This window comes from Grimontia sp. SpTr1, assembly GCF_947387585.1.
In the GTDB taxonomy this organism is placed as follows: domain Bacteria; phylum Pseudomonadota; class Gammaproteobacteria; order Enterobacterales; family Vibrionaceae; genus Enterovibrio; species Enterovibrio indicus.
In genome coordinates, this window is sequence record NZ_CANDOD010000002.1 from 391,290 (window position 1) to 402,557 (window position 11,268).

Sequence of the window (11,268 nt, forward strand, 5' to 3'; positions counted from 1 at the left end):
AATTGCCTTTTTCTGCGGTTTGCTTAGAAGCTTACTTGTGACGTTCCTTCAGCTTATTTGCTACATCTTCGAGCGAGAAGCCTTGGTCTTGCAGTAGCACCAGCAAGTGGTACATCAGGTCTGCAGACTCGTTGATTAGCTCCTCCTTATCGCCCGACGTCGCTGCAAGCGCGACTTCGACGCCTTCTTCGCCCACTTTCTGCGAAATGCGCTTGGTGCCCTTGGCATACAAGGACGCCGTATAAGACGTTGAAGGATCGGATCCTCGACGGGAAGCCAGCACCTGCTCCAATTGATGAAGAAACACCAGAGCAGGTTTGTTCGCGTCGTCTTCGCCCCAGCAGGTTTCAGTGCCGAGGTGGCAGGTTGGGCCGATTGGGTCGGCTTGCACCAGCAGGGTGTCTTTATCGCAGTCCACAGCGATGTGCTTGAGACGCAGCACGTTACCAGAGGTTTCGCCTTTGGTCCAAAGACGCTCCTTGGTGCGCGAGAAAAAGGTCACTTGCTCGGTATCGAGCGTTTTTGCCAGCGCGTCCTGATTCATGTAACCCATCATCAGAACCTGTCCGCTCTGCGAGTTTTGGACAATGGCAGGTACCAAGCCGTCGACTTTTTCCCAGTCGATGCTTTCAGCGAGCGCCGCGTTTGATGGTGTCTGGCTCATAAGCGGATCTCCACGTCTTGTTGTTTTAAGTATTGTTTCAGTTCACCAATGTTGATGATCTGCTTGTGGAATACAGACGCTGCCAACGCACCGTCAACATTCGCTTTCTTGTAAGCTTCGGCAAAGTGCACCATTTCACCTGCGCCGCCCGAAGCGATCAGTGGGACGTGGCACACTTCGCGAACCATGTTCAATTGCTTGAGGTCGTAGCCGTTGCGCACGCCATCCTGGTTCATCATGTTCAGTACGATTTCACCGGCACCACGTTTTTGCACTTCCTGCACCCAGTCGCGGGTTTCCCATTGGGTTGCTTTGGTGCGGGTTTCGTCACCCGTGAACTGATAAACCTGATACTTGCCTGTGTCTTTGTCGTAGTAGGAGTCGATACCGACTACGATACACTGCACGCCAAATTTCTCCGCAAGCTCGGTGATGAGCTCTGGGTTCGCCAGTGCAGGGGAGTTGATGGAGATTTTATCTGCACCGAATTCCAGAATACGTTTAGCGTCCTCTGCGGTTTTAATGCCGCCAGCGACACAAAATGGAATGTCGATGACTTCTGCCACACGCGCTACCCAGCTTTTATCGACCACACGGCCATCACTGGATGCGGTGATATCGTAAAACACCAGTTCGTCTGCGCCTTCTGCCGCGTAACGTGCAGCCAGCGGGACGATATCGCCGATGATTTCGTGGTTACGGAACTGAACACCTTTCACCACCTGACCATCGCGAACATCAAGACATGGGATTATCCTTCTTGCCAACATGCGAATGCCTCCTCTGCAGTGAACTTGCCGTCCAGCAATGCACGGCCCACGATAACGCCTGCGACACCTGTGCCTTTCAGCGCTTCGATGTCAGCCAGAGAACCGATACCGCCAGAAGACTGGAACTGAACCTGAGGGTACGCCGCACACAAGTCTTTGTATAGATCGACGTTGGAACCTGCCAAGGTGCCGTCACGGGAGATATCAGTACAAAGCACGTGCTTGAGACCAACAGTCAGGAAATCGTCCAGCAGCGCTTCGATAGTCACGCCAGAGTCTTCCTGCCAGCCGGAAACCGCGACCATGCGGTTGCCGTTGTCATCAATGTTGATGTCGAGCGCCAGTACGATTTGCTCGGCGCCGTATTTTTCCATCCAGCCTTTAACCAGTTCAGGCTGCTTAACAGCAGTAGAACCAATGACAACACGTTTTGCGCCGGCACGTAGCAGCTCTACCACGTCGCTTTCTTTGCGCACGCCACCGCCAATTTGGATGTTGGCTGGTGTGCTGGCAATCAGCTTTTCAATCAATGGCAGCTGACGGGCAGAAGTATCTTTAGCACCCGTCAGGTCTACCAAGTGCAGCCAGTTTGCGCCTGCGTTGTGGTAAATCGCGAACTGTTCGCTTGGGTCAACTTTGTATTCGGTAACTTGTCCGTAGTCACCCTGATAGAGACGGACGACCTGCCCATCGATTAAATCCAAAGCGGGAATAATCATCCTTAATTACATCTCCAAAAAGTTCTTAATCAGTTGCGCACCAGCTTTGCTTGAGCGCTCAGGGTGGAATTGCACACCGTAATAGTTGCCACTTTGCACTGCTGCGGTAAACGGCTTGCCGTAATCGCACTGACCAATGGTGTAATCACCGACTGGCATGGCGTAGCTGTGAACAAAATAGAAGTAGCTGTTTTCTGGAATGTCTTTAAACAGCGGGTGATTGTTCACTGGGGTGACCGTGTTCCAACCCATGTGGGGAAGCGGCAACTCGCCGGTTTCCATCAAGCTGGTGTCGGCATCAACATGGCCTAGGCAGTTCACCTGCTCTTTGCCTTCTTGTGAGGATTTACCCAGAAGCTGCATACCAAGGCAAATGCCGAGAAGAGGCTGTTTGACTTCGCGTACCAGCGAAATCAGGTCTCGCTCTTCCAGGTTTTTCATCGCCTCGGACGCGGTGCCTACACCCGGCAGAAAGAGTTTATCTGCTGCCAGCACAACGTCTGGGTCGCGGCTGATCGTGACATCGTAACCGAGGCGCTCAATCGCAAAACGCACAGAGCTGACGTTCGCACAACCCGTGTCGATGATGACAATCTTTGCATCGCTCATTACAGCACCCCTTTGCTGCTTGGCAGCTCGTTACCTTCTACGCGAATCGCCTGACGCAATGTGCGGCCATAGGCTTTAAACAGGCTTTCCACGATGTGGTGTGTATTGTCGCCGTCTGATGACAGGTGCAAGGTACACGCCATGGTGTCAGTCAGAGAGCGGAAGAAGTGTTCGACCATTTCAGTAGAGAGGTCGCCAACCTTGTCCTGAGAGAACGTCGCTTCGAACTTGAGGTAAGGGCGGCCAGACAAATCCAGAGCACATTGCGCCAAACACTCATCCATTGGCAGACTGAAACCGAAACGGCCAATACCGCGTTTGTCACCCAGCGCTTCTTTCAGCGCCTGACCCAGCGCCAGCGCCGTGTCTTCTACTGTGTGGTGGTCGTCGATGTGCAGGTCGCCATCAACTGCCACTTCCATACGGAAGCCACCATGGGTCGCGATTTGATCCAGCATGTGGTCGAAGAAACCAAGTCCTGTGCTGATCTTATTGCCGCCAGTTTCATCGAGGTTCACCGTGATTCGGATATCCGTTTCTTTAGTGGTACGAACAACCGTTGCCACACGAGGGTTGGTGGTCAAATCCTTCAGAATTTGCTGCCAGCCCATGGTTTCCGGGTTGTATTGAATACCGCGGATTGCCATGTTTTCAGCAAGCTGCAGGTCGGTCTGACGGTCGCCAATCACGGCAGAGGTTTTGAAATCTACACGGCCTTGCTGGAGATAGTCTTTAACCAAACCAAGCTTTGGCTTGCGGCAGCTACAATCTTCGTGGTCGAAGTGCGGGCAAATCAAAACGTCAGCAAATTTCACGCCTTGAGATTCGAAAATCTCCATCATCATGTTGTGTGGAGCGTCGAAATCTTCCTGTGGGTAGCTATCTGTGCCCAGACCATCCTGGTTGGTCACCATCACCAGCTTGTAGCCAGCGTCTTGCAGTGCCAGCAGGGCAGGGATCACGAAAGGCTCAAGCTTGAGTTTGTCGAGGCGGTCGACCTGAAAATCTACAGGTGGCTCAACAATCAGCGTGCCATCGCGGTCGATAAAGAGGATTTTTTCTTTCACTACAAATTCCTTTTGTTGCGCTCTTTATGCCAGTTGCTGGCGGATAAAGGTCAGGGTCTTTTCACACTCTTCGCGGTTGCCCACGCTGATTCGGATGCATCCTTCAATTGGCGAACGGCGCAAGATGATGCCGTTGTCCCATAGGGCTGAGAACAGAAGGTCAGCGTCTGGGAATTTCACCAGCAGGTAGTTGCCGTAGCCATCGAACACTTCCACGCCCGGCAGCATCGCAAGGCCCGCCTGCAGATAGGCGCGGTTGGCATTCAAATCCAGCACCTGATATTTCATTCGGGCAAGGCCTGCTTCACTTAACGCCTGTACCGCGATTTCAGTAACAGGCACTGGCACTGGGTATGGCGCAATCACTTTGGTCATCAATTGAATGATCTGCTGATTCGCCAGCGTGAAGCCACAGCGCAAGCCCGCTAAAGCGAAGGCTTTTGACAGCGTACGAAGAATCGCAAGGTTGGGGTAGCGTACCAGTAGGTCCACAGTTGAGGCTTCTGGACAGAAGTCGATGTAGGCTTCGTCCATCACTACCAGCGCGCGGCCAGCCGTCATTTCCAGTAGCGTTTCAATATCGTCACGGTTAATCAGGTTACCGGTCGGGTTGTTTGGGCTACACACAAACACCAGTTTGACGCTATCGAGGTTCTTTTCGATTTCAGGCAGGTTCAATTGCCACTCATCGGTCAGCGGCACTGTTTTGCGTGCAACGCCGGTTGTTTCTGCGCTGATGGCATACATGCCATACGTTGGTGGGCAGAACAGAATGCTGTCTTCACCGGTTTCACAGAAAGTACGGATCAGCAGTTCGATGCTTTCATCTGCGCCACGAGAGGTCAGGACCTGCTCTGGGCGAACGCCTGCGTAGTCTGCGTAAGCACGGATCAGTTCTTCAGGCTGACAGGTGCTGTAGCGGTTCAGGCCCGCGCCATTGATGGTATATTCGTTGTTAAATGGTGATTCGTTAGCATTCAGCCAAACATCACCAGAACCACCCAGTCGGCGGGCGGACATGTAAGGGGTCAGTGCCTGAACGTCCTTACGGGCTAATTTTTCAATGTCCATTGCTTCCCCTTTATTATTTTTTGTTATTGAGTTTTTCAACACGAAGGGTCACGGCGTTTCTGTGCGCATCCAGACCTTCAGCATTGGCCATCGCAACGACAGTAGGGGCCAATGCTTGCAGGCCATCAGATGACAACTCTTGCACTGTCATGCGCTTGCTGAAATCGGCAAGGCCGAGGCTCGAGTAGGTGCGCGTATAGCCGTAAGTTGGCAGCACGTGGTTGGTGCCAGATGCGTAATCGCCAACAGATTCCGGTGACCATGCCCCCAGGAAAATCGAGCCTGCGTTATCCAGCAGTGGCAGCAATTCACGTGGGTTCTTGGTCTGGACAATCAAGTGCTCAGGACCGTAGTTGTTTGAAATCGCAACACACTGGGTCAGGCTGTCTGCAATGATGATGATGCTAGACCCCAGAGCCTGGCTTGCGATGTCAGCGCGGCTCAGTACCCTGAGCTGGGCTTTGACGGCGTCAGCCACTTTCTCTGCCAACACAGGCGACGGAGTGACAAGCACAACCTGAGAATCTGGGCCGTGTTCAGCCTGACTCAGCAAATCTGCAGCAACGAAATCCGCATCAGCATCTTCATCCGCAATCACCAGCACTTCAGAAGGGCCAGCTGGCATATCAATCGCGGCACCTTGGTGGTCATTGCTGACCTGACGCTTAGCTTCGGTCACGAAGGCGTTACCTGGGCCAAATATCTTATCAACCTTGCTCACTGTTTCAGTGCCGTAAGCCATGGCTGCAACAGCCTGTGCGCCACCGAGGTTGTAGACTTCATCGATGCCACAAAGCTTGGCAACGTAAAGAATTTCATCAGCGATTGGCGGAGGTGAACAAAGTACTACTTTACGGCATCCGGCGATTTGAGAAGGCACACCCAGCATCAATACGGTTGATGGTAGCGGCGCACTGCCACCCGGAATGTAAAGACCAACACGGTTAATCGGGCGGGTTACCAGCTCACACACAACACCCGGCATAGTTTCTACCGTCAGTGGCTCTGCTTTTTGCGCTTTGTGGAAGCAAGCGATGTTGTCATAAGCCTGTTTGAGTGCTGTTTTGATTTCCTCGCCCAGACGAGCTTCTGCCGCATCGATTTCGTTTTGTGAAACCTGAATATTCTCAGGTACCACTTTATCGAATTTCTCTGTCAGTGCTTTCAGCGCAGCATCACCGCCAGTGCGGACTTGTTTGATCACGCCTTCAACGGCTTCAGTGATTGATGCACTTTCAGAGATAGCAGGGCGCTCAAGCGCTTTTGCCTGCTGTGTATCACTGAGGGATTTCCAAACCACTGTTTTCATGGCTTACTCCATCATCTTCTCGATTGGCAGCACCAGAATGGAGCTCGCACCCAAGGCCTTCAGTTTTTCCATGGTTTCCCAGAACAGGTTCTCGGTACTCACCAGGTGAACAGCGACACGTTGTCTGTCGTGTGCAAGAGGCAGGATAGTTGGGTCTTCTGCGCCTGGCAGCAATTCAACCACTTGCTCCAAGGTTTCGCTTGGCGCGTGAAGCATGATGTATTTTGATTCTTTTGCTTGGATAACGCCTTTGATGCGGGTCAGCAGGCGTTCAATTAGTGCAGTTTTGTCTGCATCGAACTCACCCATGCGCTGAATAAGTACCGCTTTAGAGCGGAAGATAACTTCTGCTTCTTTCAGGCCGTTAGCTTCAAGCGTTGCACCTGTAGACACCAGGTCACAGATAGCATCCGCTAGACCGGCGCGCGGCGCGACTTCAACAGAGCCGTTCAACATACAGGTGCTGAATTTAACGTCTTGTTTGTCGAGGTAATCTTTGAGGATATTTGGATAAGTAGTTGCAATACGCTTGCCAGCCAAATCCTGTGGGCCGTTGTAAGTTTTGTCTTTATCGATAGCCACAGACAGGCGGCAGCCACCAAAGTCGAGACGACGAAGCTTCACATACTCGCTTGGCTCGCCCAGTGCAACGCGCTCTAAACGCACTTCTTCGAGTTCGTTTTCGCCGATAACACCCAAATCAACCACACCATCCATGATGAGGCCTGGGATATCGTCGTCACGTACCAGCAGCAAATCGATTGGCATATTCTCGGCGTGAACGATCAGACGGTCGCCGGAAAAGTTAATTTTTACACCGCAGCGCTTGAGTAGTTCGTGACACTCTTTTGCAAGACGGCCTTTTTTCTGAATGGCAATTCTTAGACGTTCTGTTTGCATGATCTATTCCCTGTATCTTTTCGCAATGACGACTTCCCGTTTCCTTAAAGTGTCATCGCAATTTTTTTGAATCCTAAAAGTAAAAACCCCCGGAAGGTTCGCTTCCGGGGGTCTGAATCTTGTGTTCGCTTTGATGACCGGTGGAAGAACCTTACTCCTTGTCTTCCAGTCGAAACCACATCTCCCGAAAGACTAGTCAGGATGATGATGGTGATGAATGGTCATGAGCGATTTTTGCATATTTTTCTTCTCTAAGTGCTGTAACGATTTAACGTTTGCTTGGCATCAACACTAACAAAATCGATAAAGATTGCAACACATTATTTCGATTAAAAACGACTTAAAAACAACCTTAGCAGTGCTTATTGGAGGGAATGCTTGAAATTGATGGAAATTGAAATGAAAACGCCCAGCTGATTTGCCGGACGTTTAGTAGGAAACCCCTAAGATGCATCAATCGAGCGCGAGCATACCGTAGGTGCCAAGTTCTGGCATTCCGCCAACTTGTTGGTTCAGTGTCAGGTCGCCATTGGGCTTGATGTCGAAAACCAGAATCGCGCCTTGGTTACCGACTAATTGATAGAGGTGTTTGCCGTCGCGGCTCACTGTCATATCACTGTAAAATGCTGTCTCTGAACTGTCTTTATACGCAACGTCATTTTTTAACGTGACATCGCCTTTTTTGCTGACCGAAAACGAACTGATTGAGCTAGAAAGTGCATTCGCAGCCCACAGGGTTTTGCCATCCGGAGAGAGGGCTACCCAACAGTTGGCAATTTCATCGCCCTCTACATTGCTTCCGGTGAGCATGTCCTGTGATACGGCCGCAATCTGGCCTTTTTTATCTACGGTGTATGTCGAGAGTGAACCCGTTTGCCAGCTATAAAGCGGGCTTTGTACCACTTCGCCATTACCCTCTCGGAGCTTGAAATCTGGTGTCAGGAAGCGTGCTTCCGACATCAGGATGACATCTTTATTGTTGTCACCACGCACATCAAACCCAACTGGAATGGCCTGAAAGCGGGATGCCTCAGCACGGGGACTGTCGATGCTGGAAACTGGGGACTCAGTCAGGTTGTCGTTTTCAATACCGAAAACCTTCACTTTTCCTGTGACCAATTCATTGACGTAAACAAACTCACCATTGGTTGAGAAACTGATCGTAGAAGGGCGGGCTTTTAGGTCGCGTCGGCTATCTGCCACCATCATCAGTTTGCCATCTTTGATTTGGTAAAGCGCGATGGAACCTGAGCCATTGTTGTCACCCACGCTCGCTGCAACGACTAAATCACCGGAAATATCGACAGAGATAGGGAACAGATCGGATGCTTTCGCCGTGTTCACCAAGGCGAGTTTTCCGCCTTTTTGCCTTTCAGACAGCGCGATGGTGGTGTCACCGGGATTGACCGAGACAATGAGATCACCGTCTGCAGAAGCGCGAATGGCATTGGCTGAGATGAGTGGGTCATCGCCATTAGCTAACGGATGGTCTGGATTTTTCTCAAGAGCAGGGATTTCCAAATCGCCTGTTCCTGTGCCGCCGGAAGAATATTCAGCGACCATTGCAAAGGTTCCTTTGTCATCTTTGAAATGGGCGATCGTGTTGCCGTCAGCTTTATTGGTAACGACGTAGATATCGGTTGCAGCTGCTTGCGTTACATAGGTGGAGACAAATAGTGTCGCGATAAGAGATAACTTCTGTTTCATATAAAACGTCCTATTTAGAGATGAACCAGCCGAAACTTCATCCTAGGAGGTATTTCTATAAGTTAAATCTGATTTACCGTATTTGATTCGCTTTGAACGGCATGTGAGTCTTTCGGGCCGAAAAGTAGGAGGTTAGTAGAGAAAAAAGGCAGGGAATCAGAAACTAGGAACTGGAGAAAGTCAGCTTTTCCAATCAGGATCAAACATAGATATCGAGCAAACCATCGTTGTTCTTCTTGTTTTCCTCTGTGGTGGTTTCTTTATTGTCGTCGTGGCGTTCTTCTTCCTCAGCGCGCTTTTGTTGCTGTTGCTTGGTCTTATCCTGTTTGACGACGTTACCCACTTTTTGTGGCGAGTAATCTGAGATTTTGGGGAACCAATCCATCGTATTATCCTCATGGTTGCTTCCCCTCTTTATCGGCAATTACCGTAGTTACTTGATGGTTTTTTAACCGCAGCACTTCTTGTGTTTTTTTCCGCTACCGCATGGGCAGGGGTCATTACGCCCAACTTTCTCAGCCTTCGGGTATTCACCGTCGATGTAATACCAAAGTGTCTCGCCGTCCTTTACTTCGGTGACGAAGCGAGATTTCTCGTGCAGGCAATATTGTTTATCAGCGTCTTTGTAATGGGCTTTGAATTCAACGAAACCTTGTTTTTCGCCCGGTTCAACTGAGCTTGATAGCACTTCCAGCATCAACCATTCGCTGTTAACCGAATCAGCAATTGCGTCACGATGTTGCTCCGCGCCACAAGAGGGATGATAGGTTTTCACCACATAATCAACCAGCCCCTTTACGTGTGCAGAGTAGCGAGAACGCATCAGCTTTTCTGGATGGTCGGCATTGGCGTGATTTTGATGGATTGGCTCACAGCATTCGCTGTAAGGTTTTTGGCTGCCACAAGGGCAAAGCGCTGTCGTCATAGCTAGAAACCGCGTTGAATAAATAACGGCGGTATTGTCCAAGTGAGTGCGAAGTGAGTCAAGGTGAAGTGCCGACCCAGACCGCGATAAAAACGGTCTGGGGAAAGGCGAGAAATCAGAAGGCGTGCAAGTACCAATCGTATTCGAGCGCAGTAACGTGCTGCTCGAACTCTTCAAGCTCTTTTTCTTTGCAGGTGACGAACACGTCTACAAAGTCCGTGCCGAGGAACTGTCGCATTGCATCAGAGGAAGAAAGTTCACGCAAAGCATCGCGAAGGTTGGTTGGCAGTGGTTCGTTATCCAAATCGTAAGCATTACCAACCACAGGCTCTGAAGGTTCGATTTTGTTGTCAATGCCATACATGATGGATGCCAGCAAAGCTGCCATCATCAGGTAAGGGTTGGCATCCGTTCCTGCTACGCGGTGTTCGATGCGCGTCGCAGCGGGTACATCCCCCGGAATACGAAGGGCAGTGGTGCGGTTTTCGATACCCCAAGTTGCAGCATTCGGCACATAAAAATCAGGCGCGAACCGTCGGTAAGAATTGATGTTTGGACACATGATTGCCAAGTACTGTGGCATCAGCGCTAACATTCCTCCCAGCGCGTAACGAAGCATATCTGTCATTTCACCTTCGGCTTCTGGCTCGAACACGTTGTTGCCATCGTCATCGAGAAGGCTGATGTGCAGGTGCATGCCATTGCCCGCTTGATCAGCATAGGGCTTCGCCATAAAGGTGGTATCAAGGTCATTGTCATGGGCGACTTGCTTAATGACACGCTTGAGCAGGATGGAATGATCACAGGCGGCCAATGCATCATCCGTGTGCTTAAGGTTAATTTCAAACTGACCGGGTGCGGACTCCGCAACAATGGTATCTGCGGGCAAGCCTTGTTCGCGGGCGGCTTCGATGATTTGGGTAAGAAGCTCTGCATACTCATCCAGTTCATCCAGCGAATAAACCTGGGTGTTTTCAGGTCGCTTGCCAGTGATAGGTGAAACAGGAGGGAGAGGCGCGTTGCCGGGCGCCTTGCTGTCAATCAGGTAGAACTCTAGCTCGTAGGCCGAAACGGGTTTCAGTCCGCGGGCTTTAAACTGGCGGACAATGCGGCGTAAGATCATCCGCGGATCAGCAAAGAGTGGCGTTTCTCTGTCTTCATACATTTCCAGCATTAACTGGGCGATAGGGCGTTTTTGCCAAGGCTGGCGGGTGAGTGAACCTGCTACTGGGTAACAAATCGCATCAGACTCGCCGATTTCTAGCCCAAGCCCCGTTTCTTCAACTGGCGTGCCTTTGATATTCATACCGTATATGGAGATGGGTAAGGCTATGCCATTTTCATAGGCTTTTTGCAGCTTATCTTTCTCTACACGTTTACCCCGCACGATGCCATTCATGTCGAGCAAGAGAAGGTCAACGAATTCTATATCCGGGTTCTGTTCAAGAAATTCAATGGCTTCGTTCGCATCTGGCAATTGTGCATCTTCAGACGTAAACATTTCCCTGTCTGTTTGATATCGCATGA

Annotated in this window: 12 protein-coding genes and 1 other annotated feature; all 12 genes read right to left on the reverse strand. The window is 50.7% G+C overall.

Features of this window, described 5'->3' with window-relative positions:
* Window positions 1-31 precede the first annotated feature (31 nt).
* The 12 genes from hisIE to QL223_RS06035 all read right to left on the reverse strand — a co-directional run bounded on the left by hisIE (window position 32) and on the right by QL223_RS06035 (window position 11,266).
* A complete protein-coding gene (hisIE, locus tag QL223_RS05980; protein WP_054778798.1) occupies window positions 32-664 on the reverse strand; it encodes a bifunctional phosphoribosyl-AMP cyclohydrolase/phosphoribosyl-ATP diphosphatase HisIE in 633 nt (210 codons plus the stop codon).
* On the reverse strand, window positions 661-1,434 hold the full coding sequence (hisF, locus tag QL223_RS05985; protein WP_002542147.1) for an imidazole glycerol phosphate synthase subunit HisF: 774 nt from the start codon (window positions 1,432-1,434) through the stop codon (window positions 661-663). The genes hisIE and hisF overlap by 4 nt, the downstream gene beginning before the upstream one ends.
* Window positions 1,416-2,153, reverse strand: coding sequence for a 1-(5-phosphoribosyl)-5-[(5-phosphoribosylamino)methylideneamino]imidazole-4-carboxamide isomerase (gene hisA / locus QL223_RS05990; RefSeq protein ID WP_002542149.1), 738 nt, complete (start codon window positions 2,151-2,153; stop codon window positions 1,416-1,418). The genes hisF and hisA overlap by 19 nt, the downstream gene beginning before the upstream one ends.
* 6 nt (window positions 2,154-2,159) lie before the next feature.
* Window positions 2,160-2,762 (reverse strand): imidazole glycerol phosphate synthase subunit HisH, encoded by a 603-nt coding sequence (gene hisH / locus QL223_RS05995; RefSeq protein WP_062662602.1) that lies wholly within the window; start codon window positions 2,760-2,762, stop codon window positions 2,160-2,162.
* Window positions 2,762-3,829: a bifunctional histidinol-phosphatase/imidazoleglycerol-phosphate dehydratase HisB gene (gene hisB / locus QL223_RS06000; protein ID WP_046305804.1), complete on the reverse strand. Its 1,068-nt coding sequence runs from the start codon at window positions 3,827-3,829 to the stop codon at window positions 2,762-2,764. Before hisB ends, hisH begins: the two co-directional genes overlap by 1 nt.
* 24 nt (window positions 3,830-3,853) lie before the next feature.
* Window positions 3,854-4,894: a histidinol-phosphate transaminase gene (gene hisC, locus QL223_RS06005; RefSeq protein WP_156168218.1), complete on the reverse strand. Its 1,041-nt coding sequence runs from the start codon at window positions 4,892-4,894 to the stop codon at window positions 3,854-3,856.
* 19 nt (window positions 4,895-4,913) lie between these two features.
* Window positions 4,914-6,209, reverse strand: coding sequence for a histidinol dehydrogenase (gene hisD / locus QL223_RS06010; protein ID WP_281544186.1), 1,296 nt, complete (start codon window positions 6,207-6,209; stop codon window positions 4,914-4,916).
* A 3-nt stretch (window positions 6,210-6,212) separates the two neighbouring features.
* Window positions 6,213-7,109, reverse strand: coding sequence for an ATP phosphoribosyltransferase (gene hisG / locus QL223_RS06015; protein ID WP_281544187.1), 897 nt, complete (start codon window positions 7,107-7,109; stop codon window positions 6,213-6,215).
* Window positions 7,110-7,186: 77 nt separating this feature from the next.
* Window positions 7,187-7,326 (reverse strand) — a sequence feature (His leader region).
* A 236-nt stretch (window positions 7,327-7,562) separates the two neighbouring features.
* The gene (locus QL223_RS06020; protein WP_281544188.1) at window positions 7,563-8,816 is read right to left on the reverse strand and encodes a beta-propeller fold lactonase family protein; all 1,254 of its coding nucleotides are present in this window, start codon (window positions 8,814-8,816) and stop codon (window positions 7,563-7,565) included.
* Window positions 8,817-9,015: 199 nt separating this feature from the next.
* A complete protein-coding gene (locus QL223_RS06025) occupies window positions 9,016-9,201 on the reverse strand; it encodes a hypothetical protein (RefSeq protein ID WP_002542157.1) in 186 nt (61 codons plus the stop codon).
* Window positions 9,202-9,264: 63 nt separating this feature from the next.
* The gene (locus QL223_RS06030) at window positions 9,265-9,741 is read right to left on the reverse strand and encodes a YchJ family metal-binding protein (protein WP_281544189.1); all 477 of its coding nucleotides are present in this window, start codon (window positions 9,739-9,741) and stop codon (window positions 9,265-9,267) included.
* A 115-nt stretch (window positions 9,742-9,856) separates the two neighbouring features.
* Window positions 9,857-11,266 (reverse strand): glutamine synthetase family protein, encoded by a 1,410-nt coding sequence (locus tag QL223_RS06035; RefSeq protein ID WP_281544190.1) that lies wholly within the window; start codon window positions 11,264-11,266, stop codon window positions 9,857-9,859.
* Window positions 11,267-11,268 lie beyond the last annotated feature (2 nt).

Bases quoted from the DNA above. Each gene is read 5' to 3' on its own strand.
- hisIE (WP_054778798.1), bottom strand. From the start codon at position 664: ATGAGCCAGACACCATCAAACGCGGCGCTCGCTGAAAGCATCGACTGG.
- hisF (WP_002542147.1), bottom strand. From the start codon at position 1,434: ATGTTGGCAAGAAGGATAATCCCATGTCTTGATGTTCGCGATGGTCAG.
- hisA (WP_002542149.1), bottom strand. From the start codon at position 2,153: ATGATTATTCCCGCTTTGGATTTAATCGATGGGCAGGTCGTCCGTCTC.
- hisH (WP_062662602.1), bottom strand. From the start codon at position 2,762: ATGAGCGATGCAAAGATTGTCATCATCGACACGGGTTGTGCGAACGTC.
- hisD (WP_281544186.1), bottom strand. From the start codon at position 6,209: ATGAAAACAGTGGTTTGGAAATCCCTCAGTGATACACAGCAGGCAAAA.
- hisG (WP_281544187.1), bottom strand. From the start codon at position 7,109: ATGCAAACAGAACGTCTAAGAATTGCCATTCAGAAAAAAGGCCGTCTT.
- QL223_RS06020 (WP_281544188.1), bottom strand. From the start codon at position 8,816: ATGAAACAGAAGTTATCTCTTATCGCGACACTATTTGTCTCCACCTAT.
- QL223_RS06025 (WP_002542157.1), bottom strand. From the start codon at position 9,201: ATGGATTGGTTCCCCAAAATCTCAGATTACTCGCCACAAAAAGTGGGT.
- QL223_RS06030 (WP_281544189.1), bottom strand. From the start codon at position 9,741: ATGACGACAGCGCTTTGCCCTTGTGGCAGCCAAAAACCTTACAGCGAA.
- QL223_RS06035 (WP_281544190.1), bottom strand. From the start codon at position 11,266: ATGCGATATCAAACAGACAGGGAAATGTTTACGTCTGAAGATGCACAA.